Genomic DNA, 26,006 nt, shown 5'->3' on the forward strand with positions numbered 1-26,006 from the left:
GCCTTCGCAATGTTGGCAAATGACGGCCGGAAGATTCGCAGAAGTTGGCAGACGTCCACCATTGTTGGCACTCAGTGCCACTGCCAGAGTGTGAGTGCGGCCCGCCGGACACCGGCGACCACCGCTCGCGGACCGGGGCTCGAATCAGGCCCTTACATCGGGTTTCCCGGCGCAGGCGAGGGTCGTCACCGGCAGCACTGCTCAGCTCCGTCCCCAGGTACCGGCGGGCCGTACCCCAACTGTTCGACACGTAGTGCCACCCCGGTTCGCCGGACCGCGGACGTTGGCAGCCGAATACAGACCGAGGAGACAGTCATGGCAGAGGCGACGAGGACGCAGGCGGCCGAGGAGCTGGCGCGGCGCTGGGCGACCGATCCCCGCTGGCAGGGCGTCGAGCGCACCTACAGCGCCGAGGACGTGATCCGGCTGTCCGGCAGCGTCCGCGAGGAGCACACCCTGGCCCGGCGCGGCGCCGAGCGGCTGTGGCGGCAGCTGCACGAGCGGGACTACCTCCACGCGCTCGGCGCGCTCACCGGCGGCCAGGCGGTCCAGCAGGTCAAGGCGGGTCTCCAGGCCATCTACCTGTCCGGCTGGCAGGTCGCCGCCGACGCCAACCAGGCCGGGCACACCTACCCGGACCAGAGCCTGTACCCGGCCAACTCCGTTCCCCAGGTGGTGCGTCGGATCAACAACGCGCTGCTGCGCGCCGACCAGATCGCCACCGCCGAGGACGCCGGGGACACCACGGACTGGCTCGCGCCGATCGTCGCCGACGCCGAGGCCGGGTTCGGCGGTCCGCTCAACGCCTTCGAGCTGACCAAGGCGATGATCGCGGCGGGCGCGGCGGGCATCCACTACGAGGACCAGCTCGCCTCGGAGAAGAAGTGCGGGCACCTCGGCGGCAAGGTCCTGGTGCCGACCTCGCAGCACATCCGCACCCTGAACGCGGCGCGTCTCGCCGCCGACATCGCCGACGTGCCGAGCGTCGTCATCGCCCGCACCGACGCGCTCGCCGCCAACCTGCTCACCACCGACGTGGACGAGCGGGACGCCGAGTTCGTCACCGGCGAGCGCACGGCGGAGGGCTTCTACCGGGTGCGGCCCGGCATGGCGCCGGTGATCGCCCGCGGTCTGGCGTACGCGCCGTACGCCGATCTGCTCTGGGTGGAGACCGGCACCCCCGATCTCGCGCAGGCCCGTGAGTTCGCCGAGGCGATCCACGCCCGCCACCCGGACCAGATGCTCGCCTACAACTGCTCGCCGTCCTTCAACTGGAAGGCCGCGCTGGACGACGACCAGATCGCCAAGTTCCAGCGGGAGCTGGGCGCGATGGGCTACAAGTTCCAGTTCATCACCCTGGCCGGGTTCCACTCCCTCAACCACGGCATGTTCGACCTGGCCCGCGGCTACGCCGAGCACGGCATGACCGCCTATGTCGACCTCCAGGAGCGGGAGTTCGCCGCCCAGGCGCAGGGCTTCACCGCCGTCAGGCACCAGCGCGAGGTCGGCACCGGCTACTTCGACCTGGTCTCCACCGCCGTCAACCCCGCCTCCTCCACCACCGCGCTGGCCGGGTCGACGGAGGAAGAGCAGTTCCACTAGGCCGCCCGCCTCACCCGCAGGAGAGACCGATGTCCACCAGTGCACTGACCCACCGGGTCCGCGTGCTCGCGCCGTTCGGCGAGCGGCACGACGAGATCCTCACGCCCGCCGCCCTGGACTTCGTCGGGGCCCTCGTGGCCGCGTTCGGCGAGCGCCGCCAGGAGCTGATGAAGGAGCGGCGCCGGCAGGCCCTGCGGCTGGCCGCCGGCGCGCCGCTCGACTTCCCGATGGTCACCTCCGCCGTGCGCGCCGACCCCGGCTGGCGGGTCGCGCCGCCCGCGCCCGGTCTGACCGACCGCCGTGTGGAGATCACCGGCCCGCCGGACCGCCGTATGACGGTGAACGCGCTCAACTCCGGGGCCCAGGTGTGGATGGCCGACTTCGAGGACGCCACCGCGCCCACCTGGGGCAATGTCATCGGCGGCCAGCTGAGCCTGCTGGACGCCATCGAGCGGCGGATCGACTTCACCGCCGCGGACGGCCGAGAGTACCGGCTCGGCGAGCGGCTCGCCACGATCGTCGTACGCCCGCGTGGCTGGCACCTGGAGGAGGAGCACCTGGAGTACGACGGCCGGCCCGTGCCCGCGGCGCTGGTGGACTTCGGTCTCTACTTCTTCCACTGCGCCCAGCGGCAGATCGACGCCGGGTACGGCCCGTACTTCTATCTGCCCAAGCTGGAGAACCGGTACGAGGCGCGGCTGTGGAACGACGTCTTCGTGCACGCCCAGGAGCTGCTCAACATCCCCCGGGGCACCGTCCGCGCCACCGTGCTCATCGAGACGATCACAGCCGCGTTCGAGATGGAGGAGATCCTCCACGAGCTGCGCGAGCACAGCTCGGGGCTCAACGCGGGCCGCTGGGACTACCTGTTCAGCATCATCAAGACCTTCGGCCACCGCACCGACTTCCTGCTGCCGGACCGGGCGAAGGTCACCATGACGGCCCCGTTCATGCGGGCGTACACCGAACTCCTCGTGCGCACCTGCCACCAGCGGGGCGCGCATGCCATCGGCGGCATGGCGGCGCAGGTGCCGGGCGGCGAACCGGCCGCTCGCGAGGCCGCGTTGGCGACGGTCCGGCTGGACAAGGAGCGAGAGGCGGAGGACGGCTTCGACGGCTCCAGGGTGGCGCATCCGGGCCTGGTCCCGGTGTGCCGGGAGGTGTTCGACGGCGTCCTCGGCGGGCGGCCGCACCAACTGGACCGGCTGCGCGAGGACGTGGCGGTATCGGCGGCCGAGCTGCTGTCGGTGCGCCGGATCGCGGGACCGCCCACGGCGGAGGGGGTGCGCACCAATCTCCGGGTCGCGCTGCGCTACTTCGCCGCCTGGCTGGACGGCCGGGGTGCGGTCGCCCTGGACGGCCTCATGGAGGACGCGGCCACGGCGGAGATCGCCCGGGTGCAGATCTGGCAGTGGCTGCGGCACCGGGTGATCGAGCGGGAGACGGTGACGGAGCTGCTGGAGGAGGAGACGGCGGCGCTCGGCGCGGAGTATCCGTGGGCCCCCGTGGAGGACGTCCGCGCGCTGTTCGAACGCACCGCGCTCCAGGGAGAGTTGCCGCTGTTCTTCACACCGGACGCCTACGCCCGGCATCTCGTGCGGCGGGCGTCATGAGCGGGCGCTTCGCACGCGTCGGAGTGGTCGGCGGCGGCCGGATGGGCGCGGGCATCGCCGAGGTGTGCGCGCGGGCCGGTCTGGACACGGTGGTCTGCGAGGCCGACGCGGTGGCCGCCCGCGCGGCCCGGGACCGGGTGGCGGGCTCGCTCGAACAGGCGGTACGGCGGGGCAAGCTGGCCGAGACCGAGGCCCGGGACGCCCTCGCGCGCATCGTCTTCAGCGGCGGTCTCGACGAGTTGGCCGACCGGCAGCTCGTGATCGAGGCCGTGACCGAGAACGCGGACGCCAAGACCGAGGTGTTCGCCGCGCTCGACAAGATCGTGGCGGACCCGGCGGCGGTGCTGGCCACCAACACCTCGTCGCTGCCCGTGATGCGGCTCGGGATGGCCACCTCCCGCGCGGACCGGGTCGTCGGACTGCACTTCTTCAACCCGGTGCCGGTGCTGCCGCTGGTGGAGGTGGTCGCCTCGCTGCACACCTCGGCGCGGACCGTGACCGAGGTGGAGACCTTCGCCACCGAGGTGCTCGGCAAGACGGTCGTGCACGCCAAGGACCGGGCCGGCTTCGTCGTCAACGCGCTGCTGGTGCCGTACCTGCTGGCCGCGATCCGGATGGCGGAGTCCGGGTTCGCCTCGGCCGGTGACATCGACGCGGGGATGGAGCAGGGCTGCGCCCACCCGATGGGACCGCTGCGGCTCGCCGACCTGATCGGCCTCGACACCGTCGCCGCGATCGCGGAGTCGCTGTACGACGAGTTCCACGAACCCCTCTACGCCCCGCCCCCGCTGCTGCGGCGGATGGTCGAGGCGGGGCTGCTGGGCCGCAAGAGCGGCCGGGGGTTCCACGTGTACGGCCAGGGCTGAGGAGCCTGGTCCGGCCGGGCTGAGGGGCCCGGCCCGCGGTCACCGGCCGAGGGTCCGGACGACCGTGCGGAGGGAAGGGCGGGAAGCGCGTGTGCGGCGCTTCCCGCCCTCTGCCGTGCGGCGGCATCGCGGGCCACGGCGGCGCGGGCGGGCGACCACCTGGGCCCCGGAGTGCCAGGGGCGCGGGCCCGGCAAGCGGGCCGTCCGGGCCCTTCCGGAGCCGGGACGCGATCTGGTCCGGGGCCGTCCGTCTCGGCGCGCCATCCGAATGCTGGACTTGATCCACCACGCGAACCCTTCGGCCCGTAGGCTGGCGCGTGCAGCTGGTTCGCCCCGTCCGCCAGGCGGGAGCGTCGCAAGAGGGAACCCGGTGGGAATCCGGGACTGCCCCGCAGCGGTGAGCGGGAACGACCGCCGTCATACGCACTGGACCCGGTGAACAGGGTCTGGGAAGCGACGGCCAGTAGGTGTCCTCAGGTGATGAGGGCGTGCCCGCGAGTCCGAAGACCTGCCATCTGCCCGTGCGCGGGACGTCCCGTGCGCGGCATCCCGGTGACCTCGAGGGCGGGTCGGCGACACAGAACCGAACGGACGGCCATGGGCCGCTGCCGTACGGTCCGTCACCCCTTCGCGCTCTCGTCCCGTCCCCGGGATCTCAGGGATTCATCTCGCGAAGGAGATCTCCGTGACCACGAAGTCCGCAGCCGCGGCGGCACGGGCCACCGTGTACGGCTACCCCCGCCAGGGGGCGAACCGGGAACTGAAGAAGGCGATCGAGGGCTACTGGAAGGGCCGCGTCAGCGCTGACGAACTGCGGGCGACCGCAGCCGAGTTGCGCGGCACCGCCTGGCGCCGGCTCGCCGAGGCCGGTCTGCACGAGGTGCCGTCCGGCGACTTCTCGTACTACGACCATGTCCTGGACACCAGCGTCATGGTCGGCGCGATCCCCGACCGGCACCGGGCGGCCGTCGCCGCCGATCCGCTGGACGGCTACTTCGCGATGGCCCGCGGCACCCAGGAGGTGGCGCCGCTGGAGATGACCAAGTGGTTCGACACCAATTACCACTATCTGGTACCCGAGTTGGGGCCGGACACGGTGTTCACGGCCGACTCCGCCAAGCAGGTCGCGGAGCTGACCGAGGCCCTCGCCCTCGGGCTGAGCGCCCGCCCGGTGCTGGTGGGCCCGGTGACCTATCTGCTGCTGGCCAAGCCCGCGCCCGGGGTGCCCGCCGACTTCGAGCCGCTGACCCTGCTGGACCGGCTGCTGCCGGTGTACGCCGAGGTCCTCGCCGACCTGCGGGCGGCCGGCGCCGACTGGGTGCAGCTCGATGAGCCCGCCCTCGTCCAGGACCGCACCCCGGCCGAGCTGAACGCCGCCGAGCGCGCCTACCGCGATCTCGGCGCCCTCACCGACCGGCCCAGGCTGCTGGTGGCGTCCTACTTCGACCGGCTCGGCGAGGCCCTGCCGGTGCTCGCGAAGGCGCCGGTGGAGGGCCTGGCCCTGGACTTCACCGAGGCCGCCGCCCGGAACCTGGACGCGCTGGCCGCCGTCGGCGGGCTGCCCGGCAAGCGGCTGGTCGCGGGCGTCGTCAACGGCCGCAACGTCTGGGTCGACGACCTGGAGAAGTCCCTGGCCACCCTCGGCACCCTGCTGGGCCTGGCCGACCGGGTCGACGTCTCGGCCTCCTGCTCCCTGCTGCACGTCCCCCTCGACGCGGCCGCCGAGCACGACATCGACCCGCAGATCCGGCGCTGGCTCGCCTTCGCCGAGCAGAAGACGGCGGAACTCGCCACGCTGGCCAAGGGCCTCACCCTCGGCACGGACGCCATCGCCGCGGAGCTGTCCGCGAACCGGGCCGACCTCGCCTCCCGGGCCGGTTCCGCCCTCACCCACGACCCTGCCGTGCGCGCCCGCGCCGCCGCCGTCACCGAGGCCGATGCCCGCCGCTCCCAGCCGTACGCCGAGCGCGCCGCCGCCCAGCGCGCCCGGCTGGGGCTGCCCCTGCTGCCCACGACGACGATCGGCTCGTTCCCGCAGACCGGTGAACTGCGCGCCGCTCGCGCCGACTTGCGGGCGGGCCGGATCGACACCGCCGGGTACGAGGAGCGCGTGCGGGCCGAGATCCGGGAGGTGATCGCCTTCCAGGAGAAGGCCGGGCTCGACGTCCTGGTGCACGGCGAGGCCGAACGCAACGACATGGTCCAGTACTTCGCCGAACAGCTCACCGGCTACCTCGCCACCCAGCACGGCTGGGTCCAGTCGTACGGCACCCGGTACGTGCGGCCGCCGATCCTGGCCGGCGACATCTCCCGCCCCGGTCCGATGACGGTCCGCTGGACGTCGTACGCCCAGTCGCTCACGGACCGCCCGGTCAAGGGCATGCTCACCGGTCCGGTCACCATGCTCGCCTGGTCCTTCGTCCGCGACGACCAGCCCCTCGGGGACACCGCGCGGCAGGTCGCCCTCGCGCTGCGGGACGAGGTCGACGACCTTGAGCACGCGGGGACTTCGGTGATCCAGGTGGACGAGCCCGCGCTGCGCGAGACGCTGCCACTGCGCGCCGCCGACCGGCCCGCGTACCTGGACTGGGCGACCGAGGCGTTCCGGCTGAGCACCTGCGGGGTGCGCCCGGACACCCAGATCCACACCCATATGTGCTACGCCGAGTTCGGTGACATCGTGCGCGCCATCGACGATCTCGACGCCGATGTCATCAGCCTGGAGGCGGCCCGCTCCCATATGCAGGTCGCCCGCGAACTGGCCGCCCACGGCTATTCACGCGAGGCCGGTCCTGGTGTCTACGACATCCACTCCCCGCGCGTCCCGAGCGCCGAGGAGGCGGCCGGGCTGCTGCGCACGGGGCTCGGCGCCATCCCGGCCGAGCGGCTGTGGGTCAACCCCGACTGCGGCCTGAAGACCCGTGGCTGGCCGGAGACCCGTGAGTCCCTGGAGAACCTGGTCGCGGCCGCGCGCACGGTCCGCGCGGAGCTGGCCGGAGCCTGATCCGGACACGACGGCGGGGCCGGGGCGCACGCGTTACGGCCCCGCCCCGCAGTCCGGGCACGCCGAACCGGCCGCCGGGACCGCCCCCCTCCGACGCATGGGTATACCTAAGTTGAGCCCACGACACAACATCTGGGGCCGTGCACCCCAGACGAGTTCTAGATGCAGTGCTGGGCGTGCTGGTGGTTCGCCGGGCGCAGTGGTGCCCGGCGAGGCAAGAGGGAACCCGGTGGGAATCCGGGACTGCCCCGCGGCGGTGAGCGGGAACGACCGCCGTCATACGCATTGGACCCGGTGAACGGGGGTCTGGGAAGCGACGGCCAGTAGGTGTCCTCAGGTGATGAGGGCGTGCCCGCGAGTCCGAAGACCTGCCACCGGCGCGTACGCCGACGGACGGCGTGCGCGCTTCGAGGCCCCGCCGTGCGGGAAGGGCTGCGGACGTTTTGGGCACGACAGGCATCGGCGGCGGGGCGGCCGGCGGCATGACCACACGGGAACCGGTCCGGACGCGCAAGGACCACCACGCGCTGAACGCCATGCTGAACATGTACGACTGCGACGGCCGCATCCAGTTCGACAAGGACCGCGAGGCGGTACGCCAGTACTTCCTCCAGCACGTCAACCCGTGGGTACTACGAGGAGGCGGTGTTCCGGCGCTACGACGGGGCGTTCACCGAGCGTCTGTACCGGCGGGCGTACGCCCATGAGCACCGCTTCCGCACCTTCCTCGGCGCGTTCGAGTACTACACCTCGTACACCCTGAAGACCTTCGACGGCTCCCGCCTTGGGCGGGTCGGCGGTGCCCCCCCCTGAGCACACCGCCCCGGAGCGCAAGGAGCCCGCCACCGTGACTTCCGCGACTCAGAGCCGCCGATGGGACGTTCACCGGCTGCCGTCCGCCGAGGGCCGGACCTTCCTGGTCACCGGGGGCGACGCCGGGATCGGCTACTTCACGGCGGAGCAGCTCGCCGCCACCGGCGCCGTCGTCGTGCTCGGCAGCCGGGACGGCGCGAAGGTGGAGGCCGCCATGGCCTCGACCCGTTCGCGCGTCCCCGTCGTGCGGGTACGGCACCTTCGGCTGGACCTCGCCGACCTGTCGTCCCTGAGGGCGGGCGTGGACGGGCTGGACCTCGATCGGCTCGACGCGGTGGTGCACAACGCGGGGGTCGCGCTCGACGACCCGCCGCGCCGGGAGACCGCGGACGGCCACGAGCTGATGTTCGGCACCAACCATCTCGGCCACTTCGCGCTGACCCGGTGGCTGGTACCGCTGCTGTCCGCGGCGCCGGCGGGCCGCGTGGTGACGGTGGGCAGCTTCGCGGCGCGCTCCGAGCGACTGGACCTCGGCGACCTGCAGTCCACCCGGGACTACCGGCCCAAGCGTACGTACGGCCGCTCGAAGCCGGCGCAGATGTGTTTCGGCTTCGAACTGGACCGCCGACTGCGTGCCGCCGGCAGCACGGTGCTCAGTGTGGTGGCCCGCCCCGGGGGCGCGCTGGACTCCCTCACCCCGTCCCGCCCGCCGGTCCACCGGACGACACCCGGCGAGCGGCTTCGCGCCCTGCCCGCCGCTCTCTTGGCGCAGGGCAAGGACGCCGGGGCGTGGCCCGTCGTGCGTGCCGTCCTCGACCCACAGGTGCGGGGAGGGGAGCTGTGGGGGCCGAGGGCCTTCGGGCTGCGGGGCATGCCGCGGTCCGAGCCCGTCCCCTCCCATATGGCCGATCCGGCCGTCGCCGCTCAGCTGTGGGCCGCCGGCGAGGAGCTGACCGGCACCGCCCGCCGGCCCGGTCCCGCGTAGGAGGCGAGGGGCCGGATCAGCGCGTTGTGGGCGAGCTGTTCGGTGATGTGGGCGGTCCAGCCGGTGATCCGGCTCATCACGAAGATCGGGGTGAAGGCCGGGATGTCGAAGCCCATCAGGTGGTAGGCGAGACCGGCCGGGTAGTCCAGGTTGGGGTGGATGCCCTTGCGCTGGAGCATGGCGTTCCGCAGGGCCGTGTGCAGGGTGGCCAGGCGGGTGGTGTCCGGGTCGGCGGCGCGGGCCACCAGACGGTCCAACGCGCCCTGCATGAGGGGCACCCGGGAGTCGCCGTCCTTGTAGACGCGGTGGCCGAAGCCCATGATCTTCCGCTTGTCGGCGAGGGCCCGGTCCAGCCATTCCTCGGCGCGGTCCGGGTCGCCGATCTCCTCCAGCATGTGCATCACGGCCTCGTTGGCGCCGCCGTGCAGCGGGCCCTTGAGGGCGCCGACGGCGGCGGTGACCGCGCTGTAGAGGTCGGAGAGGGTGGAGGTGACGACGCGGGCGGTGAACGTCGAGGCGTTGAAGCTGTGTTCGGCGTACAGGACGAGGGAGATCTCGAAGCAGCGGACCGTCTCGGGGTCGGGCACCGTGCCGAAGCACATGTGGAAGAAGTTCTCCGCGTACCCGAGGTCCGGGTCGGGCGGAATGGGGGCGAGGCCGCGTCGGCGGCGCTGGTCGGCGGCGACCACGGCGGGGAGTCTCGCCAGCAGGGTCAGGGACTTGGCGCGGTGGGCGGCGAGGCTGCCGTCGTCCTCCGTCGGGTCCTCGGCGCCGAAGAAGCTGACGGCGGTGCGCAGTACGTCCATCGGGTGGCAGGTCTCGGGGAGCCGGGCCAGCAGTTCGGCGGTGGTGCGGTCGAGCGGGCGCAGGGCGCGCTCCCGGGCCTGGAACTCCCGCAGTTGGCCGGCGTCGGGGAGTTCGCCGTACCAGAGCAGGTACGCGACCTCCTCGAAGGAGCGGCGGGCGGCCAGGTCCTGGACCGGATAGCCGCGGTAGGTCAGGGAGTTGGTGTCCTGGATGACGGTGGAGATCTCGGTGGTGTCGACGACGACACCGGCGAGTCCGCGATGGATGGTCATGGGGATCGTCTCCGGTGGGTCAGGCGCCGGGCGGCAGAGTGAAGTCGTGGACGGCCGAGTCGAAGGCCGCGTAGTCCGCGTAGCCGAGGAGTTCGTAGAGGCGGGAGCGGGTCTGCATGCGGGGCAGCAGGCTCTCCTGGGTGCCTTCGGCGGCCAGGGTGCGCAGCCCGTCCTCGACGGCGCCCATGGCGAGGCGGAAGAAGGTGACGGGGTAGAGCGCGATGTCGTAGCCGAGGTTCTGAAGGGTGTGCACGTCCAGCAGGCGGGACTTGCCGAACTCGGTCATGTTGGCGAGCAGCGGCACGTCGACCGCCGCGCGAAATGCCTCGAACTCCCGCTCGTCGGCGAGGGCTTCGGGAAAGATCGCGTCGGCTCCCGCGTCGACGTATGCCTTGGCACGGTCGATCGCCGCGTCCAGCCCTTCGATGGTGCGGGCGTCGGTGCGGGCCATGAGAAGGAAGTCCGGGTCGCGGCGGGCGTCCACGGCGGCCCGGATGCGGCGGGTCATCTCCTCGCGGGCGACGACCGACTTGCCGTCGAGGTGGCCGCAGCGCTTGGGGTTGACCTGGTCCTCCAGGTGCAGCCCGGCCAGGCCCGCGTCCTCCATCAGCTGGACCGTGCGGGCGGCGTTCATCGGTTCGCCGAAGCCGGTGTCGGCGTCGATCAGGACGGGCAGGTCGGTCGCCCTGGTGGTCTGCTGGGCACGGGCGGCGATCTCGGTGGACGTGGTCAGGCCGATGTCGGGCAGGCCCAGGTCGGCGGCGAGCACGGCACCGGAGAGGTAGGCGGCCTCGAAGCCGGTGTCCTGGATCAGCCGGGCGGACAGCGGGTTGAGGGCGCCCGGCATCATCAACAGCCGGTCCTGTGCGATCCGTTGGCGCAGGACGCGGCGGCGGTCGGCGGGGGTGGTGCGGGTGTGCAGCATCAGAACAAGCCCTTCGGCAGACGTGCGTCGTACTCCGCGACGGCCCGGGTGTCGACGGCGGGGAAGAGGCCGTCCAGGTCGGGGGCGGACAGCTCGGCCAGGTGTTCGGCGGCGGTGAGGAAGCGGTCCTGGGCGGCGGGGGCGACGATTCCCTCGGCGAGGGTGCGGAACTTGCCCGCGTAGGCGGCGCGGTCGAAGGGGCGGGCACCGGCCGGGTGGGCGTCGGCGACGGCCAGCTCGTCCTCGGTCACCGTGCCGTCCTCCAGGGTGATCACGGCCCGCCCGCCGAACGCCCGGCGCGCGGGGTCGGGGTCGTGGTAGCGGCGGGTCCACTCCGGGTCCTCGACGGTGGTGATCTTCCGCCACAGCGCCACCGTCTCCGGGCGCCGCGCCCGCTCGGGAGCGTAGGAGCGCTCGTGGTGCCAGGTGCCGTCCTCCAGGGCGACCGCGAGGATGTACGGCACCGAGTGGTCGAGGGTCTCGCGGCTGGCCGTCGGGTCGTACTTCTGCGGGTCGCCCGCGCCGGAGCCGATGACGTGATGGGTGTGGTGGCTGGTGTGCAGCACCACCGAACGCACCTTCTCCAGTGGGACCTTGTCGCGCAGCCGCCGGGCCAGGTCGATGATCGCCTGGGCCTGGTACTCGGCGGAGTGCTCCTTGGTGTAGGTGTCGAGGATCGCGCGGCGCGGCTCGCCCGGTGCGGGCAGCGGCACGGTGTAGTCGGACCCGGGGCCGTCCAGCATCCGGGCCAGGAAGCCGTCCTCGCCCTCGTAGATCGGGGACGGCGAGGTCTCGCCGCGCATCGCCCGGTCGACGGCCTCGACGGCGGCCTTTCCGGCGAAGGCGGGGGCGTACGCCTTCCAGCTGGAGATCTCGCCCTTGCGGGACTGGCGGGTCGCGGTGGTGGTGTGCACGGTCTGCTGGACGGCCTGGTAGACCGTCTCGGTGGGCAGCCGCAGCAGGGCGCCCAGGCCGCAGGCGGTGGCCGCGCCGAGGTGGGCGACATGGTCGACGCGGTGCTCGTGCAGGCAGATGCCCTTGACCAGGGCGACATGGATCTCGTAGGCGGCGACGATGCCGCGCAGCAGGTCGGCGCCGGTGCGGCCGGTGTGCTGGGCGACGGCGAGCAGCGGCGGGACGTTGTCGCCGGGGTGGGAGTAGTCGGCCGCCAGGTAGGTGTCGTGGTAGTCGAGTTCGCGCACCGCCGTGCCGTTGGCCCAGGCGGCCCACTCGGGGGTGATCCGGTGCGGGGCGCCGAAGACGGAGGCGCCCCGCCGCGGCACGCGGTGGGCGGCGGCCTGGGCGCGGGCGACGGCGACCGGGCGGCGCAGCAGGGAGGCGACCGCGACCGACGCGTTGTCGATCACCCGGTTGACGGCCATGGCCGCGCTGTCCGGGGCCAGCTCCTCGGTGCCGGTGGCCACGGCGGCGAGCTTCCAGGCGAGCTGCTCCTCGCGGGGCAGGCGGTCGGCGCTGGGGTGGACACGGACGTGATGCTCGATCACGGGACTCCTCACGGTGTCGGGGCCTCGGCGGAGGGCCCTGTGCGGAAGGGCCTGGGCGGAAGGACCTGGGCGGAAGGACCTGGGGCGTATGTCATCGAGCCTGCCCCGCCGCGGACCCGGCGGCCACCACCCCGACGTGTGGATTCCCTACAGCGCGGACCTGCGAATCTGTGGAATCTGCGAATCCTGCGAATGCTATGTTCGCAGGAGAGGCACCCAGAATCGGGAGGTGTGCGCATGGCCCGGCGAACGGCCGGACGGAAGGTCTACGCCCACGCCAGGCTGCGCCGGCTGCGCCGCGAGCACGGCATGAACCAGGTCGACATGGCCCGCGCGCTCGGCATCTCCACCAGCTACGCCAACCAGCTCGAACAGAGCCAGCGCCCGCTGACCGCGCCCGTGCTGCTACGGATCGCCGAAGTCTTCGGCGTCGACACCGAGTTCTTCTCGGAGGCCGAGGGCGACCGCCTGGCGACCGAGCTGCGCTCCGCGCTGGCCGACGAGGCGTGCGGGGTGCCGCTGCCGCCCGAGGACGAGATCGCCGAGGCCGCCCGCGCCCACCCGGAGGTGGCGCGCGCCCTGGTGGCCCTGCACCGCCGCTACCGGGACACCGCCGAGCAGGCCGCCGCGCTGGCCACACCGGGCGCGGGCGGCGGCGCCCGGCTGCTGCCCGGCGAACCGCACGACGAGGTACGGGACTTCTTCTACGCGCACCACAACCACTTCGAGCCGCTGGACGCCGAGGCCGAGCGGATCGCCGAGGATCTGGCGCTGCGTCCGGGCCGGGCCGCCGAGCCGCTGGTGGCCCGGCTCGCCGAGCGGCACGGGGTACGGGTGGTGCAGGCGGGCCCGGGGCGCCTCGCCGACGCCCGCCGCTACGACCCCGCGTCCGGGCTGCTGTTCCTCTCCCCCTGGCTCAGCGACGGCCGCCGCGCCTTCCAGCTCGCCACCCAGCTCGCCCTGCTGGAGCACGGCGCGCTGCTCCGCCAACTCGCCGATCACGCGGCTGACTTGACCTCGCCCGAGTCCACCGCGCTGGCCCGCATCGGCCTCGCGAACTACTTCGCGGGCGCCCTGCTGATGCCGTACACCGCCTTCCACGCCGCGGCCGAGGAGGTGCGCTACGACATCGAGTTGCTGTCCGCCCGCTTCGGGGTCGGCTTCGAGACGGTCTGCCACCGGCTGAGCACCCTCCAGCGCACCGGGCGGCGGGGGGTGCCGTTCTCCTTCCTGCGGGTGGACCGGGCCGGCAACATCTCCAAACGGCAGTCGGCGACCGACTTCCACTTCTCCCGGCTCGGCGGCACCTGCCCGCTGTGGACGGTGTACGAGGCGTTCTCGGCGCCCGGCCGGATACTCACCCAGGTCGCCGAGATGCCGGACGGCAAGCGGTACTTCTGGGTCGCGCGGACCATCACGCGGGGCGGGTTCGGACATCACGCGCCGCGCGCCGAGTTCGCCGTCGCCCTCGGCTGCGAACTGCGCCACGCACACCGGCTCGTGTACGCCGAGGGCATCGCCCTGGACGACCCGCGCGCCGCGACCCCGATCGGCCTGGGCTGCCGGATCTGCGAGCGCCGCGACTGCGCCCAGCGGGCCCGTCCGCCGGCCGGCGGGCACCTCGCCATCGACCCGGACCGGCGCGCGTACGTGCCGTACCCGGTGGAGACCCGTACCCCATGACGACCCCGCAGGAGTGTCCCGCGTGACCAGCCGTGTCCTTCTCGTCTCCCCCGCCATGACCCCCGCGCTGCGGGGGGCCCGCTTCTACGACGGCGACTCGATCGAGGATCTCGGCGCGGCGCGGGCCCGTTCGGCGGCCGGGTCGCTGCCCGCTGCCGCCCGGGTGGTGCTCTCGGCGAGTACGCGCTGCCGGGAGACGGCGCGGGCCCTCGGTCTGGACGCCGGTGCGGAGGCGTCCGCGCTGCGGGGCGTGGACGTGGGCCGCTGGCGCGGTCGCACCCTCGACGAGGTGACGGCGGCCGAACCGGAGGCCCTCGGCCACTGGCTCACCGACCCCGAATGGGCGGGCCACGGCGGGGAGTCGGTGCGGGAGGTGTGCGCACGGGTCGCGGCGTGGCTGGACGGCGCGGAGGACGGCCGTACGGTGGCCGTGGTCGAGCCGGAGATCGTACGGGCCGCGGTCGTCCAGGCCTTGGGGCTGCCCGCGGGCGCGTTCTGGCGGCTGGACGTGGTGCCGCTGACGGCGACGGAGCTGAGCGGACGGGGCGGCCGGTGGAATCTGCGGCTCGGGGGGCCCTTGGCCGCACCGGAGGTGTGAACCGCGTAACGGGCCGAGGGCCGCGCCCTGTTCGGGGTGCGGCCCTCGGTGCGTCGTGCGCGCCGGTCGGCGTGGGTCAGGCGGTGCCGGTCGGCGTGGGTCAGGCGGCGCCGGTCGGCGTGGGTCAGGCGGCGCCGGTCGGCGTGGGTCAGGCGGCGCCGACCGGTTCCGGCTGCTGGGGTGCCGGTTTCGCGGCCGCCCGCGCCGCCGGGTCGAGCAGCCGCTCGGCCATGGGGGCGAAGACGAGGCCCAGGGTCGCCCAGAGCAGGGCCTGGGCGGCGACGGAGTAGAAGCGGAAGGAGGCCAGGACGTCCGCCGGGAAGCCCGGGTAGACGATGGTGCCCTTGGAGTTGGTCAGGGGCAGCGGGGTCTCGGTGGCGTGGTGGCCGTACTCCCGTACGTTGGCGGAGAGTTCGCCGAGCGACGGCAGCAGCGCCATCACGATGCCGATGGCCACGGCATAGGCGCCGGCGGCGAGCAGCGTGGCGTTCCAGTTGCCGAAGCGCGGCTGGAGGCGTTTGCCGAGCCAGACGGCGGCGACGAGGAGGACCACCGAGCAGACCACCATGGCCAGGTACAGGTTGCCCCGGTCCTTGATCGTCTCGGGGTGGCCGATGGCCGGCGGGTTGGCCGGGTACTTGACGAACGGCACCAGGTACATGCCGACGAAGCCGCCCAGCGCCACCAGCATCGCGAGGTTGCGCGGGCGCAGCTTGCCGACCCGCCCGAGGCAGACCGCGTAGGCGACGGCGAAGAGCGCGCCCATGGCGACGCCGAAGAGGACCATGCCCACGCCGATGCCGACGTTGGCCTGGATCGTCCGGCTGAAGATGTCGGGGCCCTCGGCCTCGGCCGTGATCCCGGCGGCCTTGTCGAGGACGGCCTGTGCGGCGTCGCGGCCGCTCTCGTAGTCGATCGCCTTGGTGATCTGGGGCTCGGCGAAGATCCGTGCGAAGACGAAGGCGAGCAGCCCGGCGACTGCGCCGGCGATGACGCCGCGCAGGATGAGTCTCTTTTCCATGTTCAGATGTCCGTGCCGGCTCTCGTCAGTGGCAGGGGAAGCCCAGGAAGTGGCGGGCGTCGTGCACGAACTCGTGGACGTGCATGTCCTTGCCGAAGACGGAGTAGGCGCCCTGGTCGACCCCGATGAAGTAGTAGATCGCCAGCGCGAACAGCGCGGTGCCGACCAGCCAGAGCACGGCTTTCGTGGCCGGGAGGACGACGGGTGTGGGGAGTGCGGCGGGCGCGGACAGACTGCTCATGAGTGAGCCTCCTTCAGGGGATCGTGCGTCCCTCAGCCAATGGAGCGTCGTGACGGCCCGGTGTCTGACTTCGCGCCCGCCCTCGCGGAGGGGCACGTACACAGTGGCGCGACCGTGCTGGATTCCCACCAGCTTCCTCAGGCCATCACTAAGAGCGGAGCGTACGGAAACGAGCATCGTCCGTCAATCAGACAAGTGGCCGAGGGGCGCCCCCGTACCGAGGAAGGCGGGCCCCGGGGTCACCGGTGCCGGAACTCCGGCGCTCGCTTGTCCGCGAAGGCGGCCATCCCCTCCTTCTGGTCGGCGGTCGCGAACACCGCGTGGAACAGCCGCCGTTCGAAGCGGACGCCCTCCGCGAGGGTGGTCTCGAAGGCCCGGCCCACCGCCTCCTTGGCCATCATCGCCACCGGCAGCGACATCCCGGCGACGACCTCCGCGACGGCGAGGGCCTCGGCGAGCAGTTCGGCGGCCGGGACGATCCGGGAGACGAGTCCGGCGCGCTCGGCCTCGGCGGCGTCCATGGTGCGGCCGGTCAGCACCAGCTCCATGGCCTTGGCCTTGCCGACGGCCCGGGTCAGCCGCTGGGAGCCGCCGATACCCGGGATCACCCCGAGTTTGATCTCGGGCTGCCCGAAGACGGCGGTGTCGGCGGCGAGCAGGATGTCGCAGAGCATGGCCAGCTCGCAGCCGCCGCCGAGGGCGTACCCGGCGACCGCGGCGACGGTCGGGGTGCGCAGCTGTCCGAGCCGGTCCCAGGCGGTGAACCAGTCGGCCAGGTACATGTCCATGTACCCCTGCGCGCTCATCTCCTTGATGTCGGCGCCCGCGGCGAACGCCTTCGCCGAGCCGGTGATCACCACGCAGCCGCAGTCCGGGTCCCGGTCCAGCGCCTCGGTGGCGGCCACGACCTCGTTCATGACCTGGAGGTTCAGGGCGTTCAGGGCCTTGGGGCGGTCGAGGGTGAGCAGGGCGGTACGGCCCTTGCGCTCGACCCGGATCGTCTCGTACTCGGTGCTCATGCCCGTTCTCCGCTCTGTTCCCTGATGGTGCGTACGATGCCCGAGAAGTCCTCGGCGGCACCGGCCCGTTCGGCGTAGTCGGCGTACAACTCGGCCGCTCTGAGTCCGAGTTCGGCGCGCACCCCGCCCGCCCTGACCGCGTTGGCGGCGAGTCCCAGGTCCTTGGCCATGAGCGCGGCGGCGAAGCCGGGCCGGTAGTCCCGGTTGGCGGGGCTCGCCGGGACCGGGCCCGGGACCGGGCAGTTGACGCTGAGCGCCCAGCACTGCCCGGAGGCCGTGGACGCGACGTCGAACAGGGCCTGGTGGGACAGCCCGAGGCGCTCGCCGAGGACGAACGCCTCGCTCACGGCGATCATGGAGACGCCGAGGATCATGTTGTTGCAGATCTTCGCCGCCTGCCCGGCACCGGGGCCGCCGCAGTGCACGGCCTTGCCGCCCATGACGTCCAGCAGGGGCCGGGCGCAGGCGAACTCGGTCTCCCCGCCACCGGCCATGAAGGTCAGTGTGCCGGCCTCGGCGCCGACCACTCCGCCGGATACGGGTGCGTCCAGCGCCCGCATCCCGGCGGCGACGGCGCGGTCCTGGGCGGTGCGGGCGTCGGCGACGTCGATGGTGGAGCAGTCGACGAAGAGGGTGCCGGGCCGGGCCGCCGGGAGCAGGGTGTCGTAGAGGTCCAGGACATGGCGGCCGGCGGGGAGCATGGTGATCACGGTGTCCGCGTCGGCCACCGCCTCGGCGGCGGATCCGGCGGGCTCCACCCCCGCCCGCGCGGCGGCCGCCAGGGCCTCGGGCGCCAGGTCGTGGCCGCGTACCCGGTGCCCGGCCCTGACCAGGTTGGCGGCCATGGGGCCACCCATGTGCCCGAGCCCGACGAAGGCGACGGTGCGACGGCTCGCCGGGACGGCTCCGCCGGCCGGGCCCTGCCCGCTCACCGCGCCGCCTCCGTCGTACCGCCGGGCCCCGCGAGCCCGAGTTCGCGGTCGCCGAGCGGGGCGAAGAAGCGCTCCACGTCGGCGTCGGTGACCTCGGCCAGGGTCGCCGGTGACCAGTGCGGGTCGCGGTCCTTGTCGATGATCTGGGCGCGGACGCCCTCCACCAGGTCGGGGCTCCTCAGCCCGGCGCACGAGACGCGGTACTCCTGGTCGAGGACCTCCTCCAGGGTCCCGAGCCGCCGGGCGCGGCGGACGGCGGCCAGGGTGACCTTGAGCGCGGTGGGCGACTTGGCGAGCAGGGTCTCGGCCGTCTCCTTCGCCTCCGTGCCGCCGTGCGCGAACAGCCGCTCGACGATCTCCTCGACGGAGTCGGCGCGATAGCAGGCGTCGATCCAGCTCCGCTGCTCGGCCAACCTGCCCTGTGGGGCCTGCTGTTCATGCCGCGCCAGAGCATCGGGCACGGGCATCCAGCCGAGGTCGTCCAGCAGGGCGTCCAGGGCGGCGGAGGGGACGTAGTGGTCGGCGAGTCCGCACAACAGGGCGTCACCGGCGCCGATCTGGTTTCCCGTCAGGGCCAGGTGCGTGCCCAGCTCGCCGGGGGTGCGGGAGAGGAGGTAGGTGCCGCCGACGTCCGGGATGAAGCCGATCCCCGTCTCCGGCATGGCGATCCGCGAGCGCTCGGTGACGACACGGACGCCGCCGTGCGCGGAGACGCCGACCCCGCCGCCCATCACGATGCCGTCCATGAGGGCGACGTACGGCTTGGGGTAGCGGGCGGTACGCGCGTTGAGGTGGTACTCGTCCCGCCAGAACGCGGCCGACGCGGTGCCGTCGCCGTCCCGGGCGTCGTCGTGGATGGCGCGGATGTCGCCGCCCGCGCACAGTCCCCGGCCCCCGGCGCCGCTGACGACGACGGTCCGCACGGCGGGATCGTGCTCCCAGTCGGTCAGCGCCGCGTCGATGCGGGTGACCATCTCGTGGGTGAGGGCGTTGAGGGCCCGGGGCCGGTTGAGGATGATCCGGGCGGCCCGGCCGCCGGTGCGCAGGAGGACGGGTTCCCCGGTGTCGTTGCTCATCCGAGGGCCTCCGTCAGGCCGCGGGCCACGATGACGCGCATGATCTCGTTGGTTCCTTCCAGGATCTGGTGGACGCGAAGGTCGCGGACGATCTTCTCAATGCCGTACTCGGCGAGGTAGCCGTATCCGCCGTGCAGTTGCAGGGCGCGGTCGGCGACCGCGTACCCGGTGTCGGTGGCGAACCGCTTCGCCATGGCGCACAGGTACGGCGCCTGCGGGTCCCCGGCGTCCAGGGCGCGGGCGGCCTGCTGGACCAGGGCGCGGGCGGCGGTCAGCTCGGTCGCCATGTCGGCGAGGCGGAAGCGCAGGGCCTGGGCGTCGAGGAGACGGGCGCCGAACGCCTCCCGGTCGGCGAGGTGGGCGAGGCTGCGGTCCAGGGCGCTGCGGGCGCCGCCGAGGGAGCAGGCGGCGATGCCGAGCCGGCCGCCGTTCAGGCCGTTCATCGCGATCCGGAAGCCCTCGCCCGCGCGGCCGAGGAGCCGGTCGGCGGGGATGCGGACGCCGTCCAGGACGACCTGGCGGGTGGGCTGGGCGTGCCAGCCCATCTTGCGTTCGTCCGGGCCGAACGAAATGCCGGGGTCGTCCTTGTCGACGAGGAACGCGGAGATGCCGCGGGCGCCGGATTCGCCGGTGCGGGCCATCACCACGTACACCTGGGCGGCGCCCGCGCCGGAGATGAACTGCTTGACGCCGGTGAGCACGTAGTGGCCGCCGTCGGGTACGGCGCGGGTGGTGAGGGCGGCCGCGTCGGAGCCGGCGCCGGGTTCGGTCAGGCAGTAGCTCGCGAGGTCGTCCATGGCGCACAGCCGGGGCAGCCACCGTTCGCGCTGGGCGTCGTCGCCGTAGCGGTCGATCATCCAGGCGACCATGTTGTGGATGGACAGGTATCCGGCGATGGCGGGGCAGCCGGAGGCCAGGGTCTCGAAGACGAGCACGCCGTCGGCCCGGGTGAGGGCGGAGCCGCCGTGCTGTTCGCGGACGTAGACGCCGCCGAGGCCGAGCCCCGCGGCCTTGCGCAGGACGTCGACGGGGAAGTGGTGGTCGCGGTCCCAGTCCAGGGCGTGCGGGGCGAGGTGGTCCTGGGCGAAGTCGAGGGTGGTCTCGACGAGGGCTCGCTGGTCCTCGGTGAGCAGGGTGGTGGTCATACGGCGCTCAGCCCATCGTGGGGATCGTGAAGGAGGCACCCTCGCGGCGGCCGGCGGGCCAGCGGGAGGTGACGGTCTTGGTGCGGGTGCAGAAGCGGATCGCGTCCGGGCCGTGCTGGCCGAGGTCGCCGAAGCCGGAGCGCTTCCAGCCGCCGAAGGTGTGGTGGGCGACGGGCACCGGGATGGGCACGTTCACGCCGACCATGCCGGTGTCCACCCGCCGGGTGAAGTCGCGGGCGGTGTCCCCGTCGCGGGTGAAGATCGCGACGCCGTTGCCGTAAAGATGCTCGCTGGGCAGGCGCAGGGCCTCCTCGTAGTCGGCCGCGCGGACGACCGAGAGGACCGGGCCGAAGATCTCCTCCTGGTGGATCCGCATGTCCGGGGTGACCCGGTCGAAGAGCGAGGCCCCGGCGAAGAAGCCCCTCTCGTGGCCGGGGAGCACGAAGTCCCGTCCGTCCACGACAAGTTCGGCGCCCTCCCGGACCCCGAGGTCGACGTACTCGCGGACCCGGCGCAGGGCCTCGGGGGCGACCAGCGGGCCGAAGTCGGCCTCGGGGTCGTCGCTGCGGCCGATACGCAGGGCGGCGATGCGTTCGGCGAGCCGGGCGACGAGGGCGTCGGCGGTGGCCTCGCCGACCGGCACGGCGACCGAGATGGCCATGCAGCGTTCACCGGCCGAGCCGTACCCGGCGCCGATCAGCGCGTCGACCGCCTGGTCCAGGTCGGCGTCCGGCATCACGACGAGGTGGTTCTTGGCGCCGCCGAAGCACTGGGCGCGCTTGCCGTGGGCGGCGGCGGTGGCGTACACGTGCGCGGCGACGGGGGTGGAACCGACGAAGCCGAGGGCGGCGACGCGCGGGTCTTCGAGGAGGGTGTCCACGGCGTCCCGGGCGCCGTTGACGACAGTGAGCACGCCGGGCGGCAGGCCCGCCTCCAGGAAGAGTTCGGCGAGCCGCAGCGGCACGGAGGGGTTGCGCTCGGAGGGCTTGAGGACGAAGGCGTTGCCGCAGGCCAGCGCGGGTGCGGCCTGCCAGAGCGGGATCATGGCGGGGAAGTTGAACGGCGTGATGCCCGCGATGACACCGAGGGGTGCGCGCAGCGAGTGCACATCGATGCCGGTGCCCGCGTTGTCGCTGAACTCGCCCTTGAGCAGATGCGGGATGCCGGCGGCGAACTCCACGACGTCCAGGCCGCGCCGAAGGTCGCCGTGGGCGTCGGCGACGGTCTTGCCGTGCTCGGCCGACAGCAGCCGGGCCAGCGCGTCCTTCTCCTGCTCGGCGAGCTGGAGGAAGCGCAGCAGGACGCGGGCGCGGCGCTGCGGGTTCCACTCGGCCCAGGCGCGCTGCGCCTCGGCGGCGGAGGCGATCGCCGCCGTGGTCTCGGCGCGGTCGGCGAGCGGTACGAGGGCCTGGACCTCGCCGGTGTTGGGGTCGTACACCTCGCCGTGGGCCCCGGAGGTGCCCGGGACGTGCTTGCCGTCGACGAAATGGGTCAACTCGCGTACGACAGAGGGGGCTTGGGGACGGATCATGGCTGCCTGCTCTCGTCAGGGGGTGATCCGGGACGGCGCGCGGCGGCGGCACACGGCCCAGGTGCGCGGGAGCGCGTGCGGGTGTGCCGGGGCGGCGCGAGAGACGCGGTGGCGGGACGAGCCCTCAGACCGGTACGGCGGGGTTGCCGCGCGGGAGGGGCCCGCGTCGGCTCGCGCCGGGGTCATGGGTGCGCGGGGGTGCCATGCGTGTCGGCTCCATCCTCGTGGACAACACGGAACATCCCGCGGCCGGTATCCTGACTCCCGGATCAGCGCGCGCCGTCCGCCTTCCCGACATCCAGCTCGTCAGTGGCGTATCCGTCGACGGCGTACTCCCCGGTCACAGTGGCGGGACCGTGCCGGATTCACACCGGCTTCCCTGCACCGCGGGCCTTCTCCCCCGAATATATAGTTGGACGTCCTAGTAAATCCAGTGTCCCCGTGGATCGGGCGCGTCTTCACGCCACGCCGTCCGCGCCCTTCGCGGGCCGGTCGCGGGGCCGGGCCGGGCGGAGCTGCCCGCCGTACGGGCCGGTCGGATCCGGGTGCGGGACGGGCCGTCGTACCACAACCGGCCGGGGTCACGGGTGGTGAAGGCGGGCCAGAACTACGGCTGTTCTCCCGGCCCGTGGCCCTCAGGAGTTCGCCGCACGCCCCGGCGGTGTGAAGGCGTACAGCCCGAGGATCTCCGGCAGCGGCGCCACGCCCGGCCCCCCGGACCGTACCCAGGTGATGACGTCCTCGGTCGCCTCCGGGTCGTTGACGAGCCCCAGCCAGACCGGGCGGGCGCCGGCGGACCGGCCGGCGGTGGAGGGCTGGACGACGATGACGTTGGCCTGGTCGCACACGTCGAGGCAGTCGGAGATCCGCGTGGGCACCTCCGCCTCCAGCCGGGCGGTCTGCGCCGCGTGGTCGACGCCGGTCACCTTCGGGGTGCCGCAGCAGCAGTCACGGCACACGACGACACGGCACGGGACCGATCCGGCCACTTCTACCCCCCGGAGTTCCGACTCGACCTGGCGATCATCATCTCATCGACTGGCGGGGTGACCAGCCCGGCGGCCCGAACACATATCCGACCCGGTCCCGCCACCGCACCGCCGCCCGGACGTCGCGCCAGGCGGCCGCGTACTCGTGGAAGGCCACCCACGCCAGGTTGTACGTGCCGATGTTCTTCGTCAGGCCGTACACCACCCGCTCCCCCTCCGGCTCGAACGTGCGGAACAGCCGGTCCCAGACGATGAGGATGCCGCCGTAATTGCGGTCCAGGTAGACCTGGTTGGAGCCGTGGTGGACGCGGTGGTGGGAGGGCGTGTTGAAGAACCACTCGACGGGGCGCCACAGCCTGTCCACCCGCTCGGTGTGCAGGAAGAACTGGTAGACGAGGCTGACCGCCTGCTGGACCAGGATCATCCACGGCGGCACGCCGAGCAGCGCCAGCGGCAGCCAGAACGGCAGGCCGGTCATCGGCGTCCAGGTCTGGCGCAGCGCGGTGGACAGGTTGTAGCGCAGGCTGGAGTGGTGGACCACATGGCTCGCCCACAGCACCCGTACCCGGTGGTGGGCCCGGTGGTAGGCGTAGTAGGCGAGGTCGTCGCCGAAGAACAGCAGCAGCCAGGTCCAGCCGGAGGACGGCGGCAGATGCCAGGGGACGGCGGTGTACGCGGCGGCGTAGACCACGATCGTCGCGGCCTTCCACGGCACCGCGATGACCTGGCTGCCCGCGCCCATGGACATGCTGGTGACGGTGTCGCGCAGCTCGTACCCGCGCTCGTCGTCGTCCGGCAGGAAGCGGTACGACAGCGCCTCCACGACGACCAGCAGCACGAACGCCGGGATCGCGTAGACCACGGCGGGGATCACCGGCGGGCCCCCTTCCGGGTGCGGGGCGCGGCGGGCACGCCGCGGGTCAGCAGTTCGCGGGCCAGTCGCTCGGCCGCCTGCGCCTCGCGGGCCGTGATGTGCCCGGCGAGGCGCCGGTGGGCCTCGACGTCGAGGATCTCGCCCGCGCCGAGGTCGGCGGGCACGTCGGCGACCGGGATCAGGCCGTCGACCAGGCTGTTGAAGGCCAGCAGGTAGGCGATGTTCCCGGAGCCCTCCACGATCAGCCGCCACCAGGCGATGTAGGTCTCGTCCAGGTCGGCCAGATCGGGACCGGCCTGCGCGTGCGCCTCGACGGCCGCGGCGATCTCGGCGGCGGCCCGCGCGGAGCAGCGCAGCGCGCACAGCCGGGCGGCGTCCGCGCCGATACAGGCCCGCATCTCCAGGGCGTCGCGGGCGATGTCCTGCACGGTGGGCCCGCTGTCGGCGGCGGCGATGCCCACGGCGAGTTCCAGACCGGCGGTGCGCCGCCAGTCCAGCACCTGGGTACGGCCGCCGTGGCTGACCTCGACCAGCCGGGCCTGCTGGAGGCGTTTGACGGCCTCCCGTACGGCGTGCCGGTTCACCCCGAACTCGGCCGCCAGTTCCCGCTCGGCGGTGAGCGCGCCGCCCGCCGGCAGCGCCCCGCCGAGAATCCTGTCGCGCAGCAGGGCGAAGAGCTGGTCGGAGACCGCCTCGCGCCGTATGTGTCCCTCGGTCATGGCGATCAGGGTGGACGCGGTTCGTACAGTGGTCAACTGGTTGGACCAGTTTTTCTCCGCGGGCCCGCGCGGATGTCGGTGTTCGTCCGGATCCGTCAAGCCGCTCTCCGGCAGCGGGCGTTGGTGCGCCGCCTCCCGGCCGTCGTCCGGGTGGCCGTGCGAGCGCCGGGGTCTCACCCCATGCTGGACGTGAGGGGGCGGTACGGCGGAGGAGGAAGTGGTTGAGATGCAGACCGTTGTCGACCTCACGCGCTGCCAGGGCTACGCACAGTGCGTGTTCCTCGCGCCGGACGTGTTCCGGCTGCACGGCGAGGAGAGCCTGCTGTACGCCCCGGCCGTCCCCGACGATCAGGTCGAACGGGTCCGCGAGGCCGCGGCGGCCTGCCCGGTGCAGGCCATCCTCCTCGGGGAAGAGGTGAACGACGGTGCCCGATGACCTCACGGACGGCCGGATCGTCGTCGTGGGCGCCTCGCTGGCCGGGCTGCGGGCCGCGGAGGCGCTGCGCGAGCAGGGTTTCACCGGCTCCCTGACCGTCGTCGGGGACGAGCCCCATCCGCCGTACGACCGCCCGCCGCTGTCCAAGCAGGTGCTGCTGGGCGTCGCACCGGCCGACTCCACCGGGCTGCCGACGCGCCGCGACCCCGAGGCGCAGTGGGTGCTCGGGGTGCGGGCCACCGGCCTGGACACGCTGGGCAAGCGGGTGCTGCTCGACAACGGGGAGTCACTGCCGTACGACCGGGTGCTGATCGCCACCGGGACCCGCGCCCGGCCCTGGCCGAACCCGAAGGAGGCCGCGCTGGACGGCGTCTGCACCGTGCGCACCCGGGAGGACGCGGCGGGGCTCGCGGCCCGGCTGGACGCGGGGCCCCGGCGGGTGCTGGTGATCGGCGGCGGGTTCACCGGCTCCGAGATCGCCTCGGCCTGCCGGGAACGCGGTCTGGAGGTCACGGTCACCGAGCGCGGCCCCGCGCCCCTGGTCGGCGCGCTCGGCGGCACCCTGTCCAAGCTCGCGGCCGTGATGCAACGCGGCCACGGCGTGGACCTGCGCACCGGGGTGACGGTGACCAGGCTGCTCGGCGAGAAGACCTTCACCGGCGTGGAGCTGTCCGACGGCAACCAGGTGGACGCTGATGTGTGCGTGGTGGCGCTCGGCGCGGTGCGCAATGTGGAGTGGCTGGCGGACTCCGGGCTCGCGGCGGGCCCGCGCGGGGTGGCCTGCGACGCCGGGTGCCGGGCCTTCACCATGTACGGCATCGTCACCGACGACGTCTTCGTGGCCGGCGACGTCTCCCGCTTCCCGCACCCGCTCTTCGGCTACCAGCTGCTGTCCCTGGAGCACTGGGGCAACGCGGTCACCCAGGCCGAGGTGGCCGCGCACAACATGGTCAACCCGGGACCGCTGCGCCGCCCGCACCTGGCCCTGCCGACGTTCTGGTCCTCACAGTTCGGGCTCAACATCAAGTCGGTGGGAGTGCCCACCTACTCCGACCACGTGGTCATCGCGCAGGGCTCCCTGGAGGCGCGCCGGCTCGCCATGGTCTACGGCTACCGGGGCCGGGTCACCGCCGCCGTCACCGTCGACATGGCCAAGTCGCTCGACTACTACCAGCACCTGATCGAGACCGGCGCGCCGTTCCCGCCGCCGCCGGGCGCCGCCGACCGGGCCATCGCGGCCGAGATCCCGATCCCCTCCGACGTACCGGACCCGTCGGTGCTGTCCCACGGCCCGACGGTCGCACTGACCGGCTATCTGCCGGACCGCCGGCTGACGGTGGTATAGCCCGC

22 protein-coding genes, 1 pseudogene and 3 riboswitches are annotated in these 26,006 nt (G+C 73.0%); of the genes and pseudogenes, 10 read left to right on the forward strand and 13 right to left on the reverse strand.

Features of this window, described 5'->3' with window-relative positions; all coding sequences use genetic code 11:
- The first annotated feature begins 315 nt into the window (after nucleotides 1-315).
- The 6 genes and pseudogenes from aceA to QHG49_RS04830 all read left to right on the forward strand — a co-directional run bounded on the left by aceA (nucleotide 316) and on the right by QHG49_RS04830 (nucleotide 8,883).
- Nucleotides 316-1,602 (forward strand): isocitrate lyase, encoded by a 1,287-nt coding sequence (gene aceA, locus QHG49_RS04800; RefSeq protein ID WP_145487364.1) that lies wholly within the window; start codon nucleotides 316-318, stop codon nucleotides 1,600-1,602.
- 29 nt (nucleotides 1,603-1,631) lie between these two features.
- A complete protein-coding gene (gene aceB, locus QHG49_RS04805) occupies nucleotides 1,632-3,215 on the forward strand; it encodes a malate synthase A (protein ID WP_301487327.1) in 1,584 nt (527 codons plus the stop codon).
- Nucleotides 3,212-4,081, forward strand: a complete 870-nt coding sequence (locus QHG49_RS04810) for a 3-hydroxybutyryl-CoA dehydrogenase (RefSeq protein WP_301487328.1) — start codon at nucleotides 3,212-3,214, stop codon at nucleotides 4,079-4,081. Before aceB ends, QHG49_RS04810 begins: the two co-directional genes overlap by 4 nt.
- 322 nt (nucleotides 4,082-4,403) lie before the next feature.
- A riboswitch (cobalamin riboswitch) is annotated at nucleotides 4,404-4,598 on the forward strand.
- Between the two features lie 168 nt (nucleotides 4,599-4,766).
- Nucleotides 4,767-7,085 carry a 5-methyltetrahydropteroyltriglutamate--homocysteine S-methyltransferase gene (metE, locus tag QHG49_RS04815; protein WP_301487329.1) on the forward strand — a complete coding sequence of 773 codons (2,319 nt, stop codon included), beginning with the start codon at nucleotides 4,767-4,769 and terminating at the stop codon, nucleotides 7,083-7,085.
- A gap of 166 nt (nucleotides 7,086-7,251) precedes the next feature.
- A riboswitch (cobalamin riboswitch) is annotated at nucleotides 7,252-7,476 on the forward strand.
- Between the two features lie 91 nt (nucleotides 7,477-7,567).
- Nucleotides 7,568-7,868 (forward strand): annotated as a pseudogene (locus QHG49_RS34025) (ribonucleotide-diphosphate reductase subunit alpha); the annotation flags it as partial.
- 64 nt (nucleotides 7,869-7,932) lie between these two features.
- Nucleotides 7,933-8,883: an SDR family NAD(P)-dependent oxidoreductase gene (locus QHG49_RS04830; RefSeq protein WP_301487330.1), complete on the forward strand. Its 951-nt coding sequence runs from the start codon at nucleotides 7,933-7,935 to the stop codon at nucleotides 8,881-8,883.
- Here the strand turns inward: QHG49_RS04830 and QHG49_RS04835 are convergent.
- Genes QHG49_RS04835 through QHG49_RS04845 form a run of 3 tightly spaced genes read right to left on the reverse strand, consistent with a single transcriptional unit; the run spans nucleotide 8,823 to nucleotide 12,392 of the window.
- Nucleotides 8,823-9,962, reverse strand: coding sequence for a bifunctional 2-methylcitrate synthase/citrate synthase (locus QHG49_RS04835; protein ID WP_301487331.1), 1,140 nt, complete (start codon nucleotides 9,960-9,962; stop codon nucleotides 8,823-8,825). The two genes, QHG49_RS04830 and QHG49_RS04835, sit on opposite strands and share 61 nt — an antisense overlap.
- 19 nt (nucleotides 9,963-9,981) lie before the next feature.
- Nucleotides 9,982-10,887, reverse strand: a complete 906-nt coding sequence (gene prpB, locus QHG49_RS04840) for a methylisocitrate lyase (RefSeq protein ID WP_301487332.1) — start codon at nucleotides 10,885-10,887, stop codon at nucleotides 9,982-9,984.
- Nucleotides 10,887-12,392 (reverse strand): MmgE/PrpD family protein, encoded by a 1,506-nt coding sequence (locus tag QHG49_RS04845; protein ID WP_301487333.1) that lies wholly within the window; start codon nucleotides 12,390-12,392, stop codon nucleotides 10,887-10,889. The genes prpB and QHG49_RS04845 overlap by 1 nt, the downstream gene beginning before the upstream one ends.
- Before the next feature lie 237 nt (nucleotides 12,393-12,629).
- On the opposite strand from QHG49_RS04845, the gene QHG49_RS04850 reads away from it, so the two are divergent.
- Nucleotides 12,630-14,075 carry a short-chain fatty acyl-CoA regulator family protein gene (locus tag QHG49_RS04850; protein ID WP_301487334.1) on the forward strand — a complete coding sequence of 482 codons (1,446 nt, stop codon included), beginning with the start codon at nucleotides 12,630-12,632 and terminating at the stop codon, nucleotides 14,073-14,075.
- Nucleotides 14,076-14,097: 22 nt separating this feature from the next.
- The gene (locus QHG49_RS04855) at nucleotides 14,098-14,673 is read left to right on the forward strand and encodes a histidine phosphatase family protein (protein WP_301487335.1); all 576 of its coding nucleotides are present in this window, start codon (nucleotides 14,098-14,100) and stop codon (nucleotides 14,671-14,673) included.
- A gap of 148 nt (nucleotides 14,674-14,821) precedes the next feature.
- Here the strand turns inward: QHG49_RS04855 and QHG49_RS04860 are convergent, their stop codons facing one another.
- The 10 genes from QHG49_RS04860 to QHG49_RS04905 form a co-directional block, all read right to left on the reverse strand.
- Nucleotides 14,822-15,694, reverse strand: a complete 873-nt coding sequence (locus tag QHG49_RS04860; RefSeq protein ID WP_301487336.1) for a CbtA family protein — start codon at nucleotides 15,692-15,694, stop codon at nucleotides 14,822-14,824.
- A gap of 25 nt (nucleotides 15,695-15,719) precedes the next feature.
- A complete protein-coding gene (locus tag QHG49_RS04865; RefSeq protein ID WP_159706839.1) occupies nucleotides 15,720-15,935 on the reverse strand; it encodes a CbtB-domain containing protein in 216 nt (71 codons plus the stop codon).
- Nucleotides 15,936-16,174: 239 nt separating this feature from the next.
- The gene (locus tag QHG49_RS04870; RefSeq protein WP_301487337.1) at nucleotides 16,175-16,954 is read right to left on the reverse strand and encodes an enoyl-CoA hydratase; all 780 of its coding nucleotides are present in this window, start codon (nucleotides 16,952-16,954) and stop codon (nucleotides 16,175-16,177) included.
- Nucleotides 16,951-17,886 (reverse strand): 3-hydroxyisobutyrate dehydrogenase, encoded by a 936-nt coding sequence (mmsB, locus tag QHG49_RS04875; RefSeq protein WP_301487338.1) that lies wholly within the window; start codon nucleotides 17,884-17,886, stop codon nucleotides 16,951-16,953. Before mmsB ends, QHG49_RS04870 begins: the two co-directional genes overlap by 4 nt.
- Nucleotides 17,883-18,962 (reverse strand): enoyl-CoA hydratase/isomerase family protein, encoded by a 1,080-nt coding sequence (locus tag QHG49_RS04880; RefSeq protein ID WP_301487339.1) that lies wholly within the window; start codon nucleotides 18,960-18,962, stop codon nucleotides 17,883-17,885. The genes mmsB and QHG49_RS04880 overlap by 4 nt, the downstream gene beginning before the upstream one ends.
- On the reverse strand, nucleotides 18,959-20,107 hold the full coding sequence (locus QHG49_RS04885) for an acyl-CoA dehydrogenase family protein (protein ID WP_301487340.1): 1,149 nt from the start codon (nucleotides 20,105-20,107) through the stop codon (nucleotides 18,959-18,961). Before QHG49_RS04885 ends, QHG49_RS04880 begins: the two co-directional genes overlap by 4 nt.
- A 7-nt stretch (nucleotides 20,108-20,114) precedes the next feature.
- A complete protein-coding gene (locus QHG49_RS04890; protein WP_301487341.1) occupies nucleotides 20,115-21,638 on the reverse strand; it encodes a CoA-acylating methylmalonate-semialdehyde dehydrogenase in 1,524 nt (507 codons plus the stop codon).
- A 229-nt stretch (nucleotides 21,639-21,867) separates the two neighbouring features.
- A riboswitch (cobalamin riboswitch) is annotated at nucleotides 21,868-22,049 on the reverse strand.
- 224 nt (nucleotides 22,050-22,273) lie between these two features.
- Nucleotides 22,274-22,627: a hypothetical protein gene (locus tag QHG49_RS04895; RefSeq protein ID WP_145487349.1), complete on the reverse strand. Its 354-nt coding sequence runs from the start codon at nucleotides 22,625-22,627 to the stop codon at nucleotides 22,274-22,276.
- Nucleotides 22,628-22,664: 37 nt separating this feature from the next.
- A complete protein-coding gene (locus tag QHG49_RS04900) occupies nucleotides 22,665-23,501 on the reverse strand; it encodes a sterol desaturase family protein (RefSeq protein WP_301487342.1) in 837 nt (278 codons plus the stop codon).
- Nucleotides 23,498-24,220, reverse strand: a complete 723-nt coding sequence (locus QHG49_RS04905) for a FadR/GntR family transcriptional regulator (RefSeq protein WP_145487347.1) — start codon at nucleotides 24,218-24,220, stop codon at nucleotides 23,498-23,500. The genes QHG49_RS04900 and QHG49_RS04905 overlap by 4 nt, the downstream gene beginning before the upstream one ends.
- Nucleotides 24,221-24,446: 226 nt before the next feature.
- On the opposite strand from QHG49_RS04905, the gene QHG49_RS04910 reads away from it, so the two are divergent.
- The gene (locus QHG49_RS04910; protein ID WP_145487346.1) at nucleotides 24,447-24,656 is read left to right on the forward strand and encodes a ferredoxin; all 210 of its coding nucleotides are present in this window, start codon (nucleotides 24,447-24,449) and stop codon (nucleotides 24,654-24,656) included.
- Entirely contained in the window at nucleotides 24,646-26,001 is a 1,356-nt protein-coding gene (locus QHG49_RS04915) for an NAD(P)/FAD-dependent oxidoreductase (RefSeq protein WP_159706827.1), read from the forward strand. Before QHG49_RS04910 ends, QHG49_RS04915 begins: the two co-directional genes overlap by 11 nt.
- The last annotated feature ends 5 nt before the right edge of the window (nucleotides 26,002-26,006 follow it).

The organism is Streptomyces sp. WP-1 (genome assembly GCF_030450125.1).
GTDB classification, from domain to species: domain Bacteria; phylum Actinomycetota; class Actinomycetes; order Streptomycetales; family Streptomycetaceae; genus Streptomyces; species Streptomyces incarnatus.

What these genes read in the sequence shown, in the direction of transcription:
- aceA (WP_145487364.1), top strand. Translation starts at nt 316, where the DNA reads ATGGCAGAGGCGACGAGGACGCAGGCGGCCGAGGAGCTGGCGCGGCGC.
- aceB (WP_301487327.1), top strand. Translation starts at nt 1,632, where the DNA reads ATGTCCACCAGTGCACTGACCCACCGGGTCCGCGTGCTCGCGCCGTTC.
- QHG49_RS04810 (WP_301487328.1), top strand. Translation starts at nt 3,212, where the DNA reads ATGAGCGGGCGCTTCGCACGCGTCGGAGTGGTCGGCGGCGGCCGGATG.
- QHG49_RS04835 (WP_301487331.1), bottom strand. Translation starts at nt 9,962, where the DNA reads ATGACCATCCATCGCGGACTCGCCGGTGTCGTCGTCGACACCACCGAG.
- prpB (WP_301487332.1), bottom strand. Translation starts at nt 10,887, where the DNA reads ATGCTGCACACCCGCACCACCCCCGCCGACCGCCGCCGCGTCCTGCGC.
- QHG49_RS04850 (WP_301487334.1), top strand. Translation starts at nt 12,630, where the DNA reads ATGGCCCGGCGAACGGCCGGACGGAAGGTCTACGCCCACGCCAGGCTG.
- QHG49_RS04860 (WP_301487336.1), bottom strand. Translation starts at nt 15,694, where the DNA reads ATGGAAAAGAGACTCATCCTGCGCGGCGTCATCGCCGGCGCAGTCGCC.
- QHG49_RS04865 (WP_159706839.1), bottom strand. Translation starts at nt 15,935, where the DNA reads ATGAGCAGTCTGTCCGCGCCCGCCGCACTCCCCACACCCGTCGTCCTC.
- QHG49_RS04870 (WP_301487337.1), bottom strand. Translation starts at nt 16,954, where the DNA reads ATGAGCACCGAGTACGAGACGATCCGGGTCGAGCGCAAGGGCCGTACC.
- QHG49_RS04880 (WP_301487339.1), bottom strand. Translation starts at nt 18,962, where the DNA reads ATGAGCAACGACACCGGGGAACCCGTCCTCCTGCGCACCGGCGGCCGG.
- QHG49_RS04885 (WP_301487340.1), bottom strand. Translation starts at nt 20,107, where the DNA reads ATGACCACCACCCTGCTCACCGAGGACCAGCGAGCCCTCGTCGAGACC.
- QHG49_RS04890 (WP_301487341.1), bottom strand. Translation starts at nt 21,638, where the DNA reads ATGATCCGTCCCCAAGCCCCCTCTGTCGTACGCGAGTTGACCCATTTC.
- QHG49_RS04905 (WP_145487347.1), bottom strand. Translation starts at nt 24,220, where the DNA reads ATGACCGAGGGACACATACGGCGCGAGGCGGTCTCCGACCAGCTCTTC.
- QHG49_RS04910 (WP_145487346.1), top strand. Translation starts at nt 24,447, where the DNA reads ATGCAGACCGTTGTCGACCTCACGCGCTGCCAGGGCTACGCACAGTGC.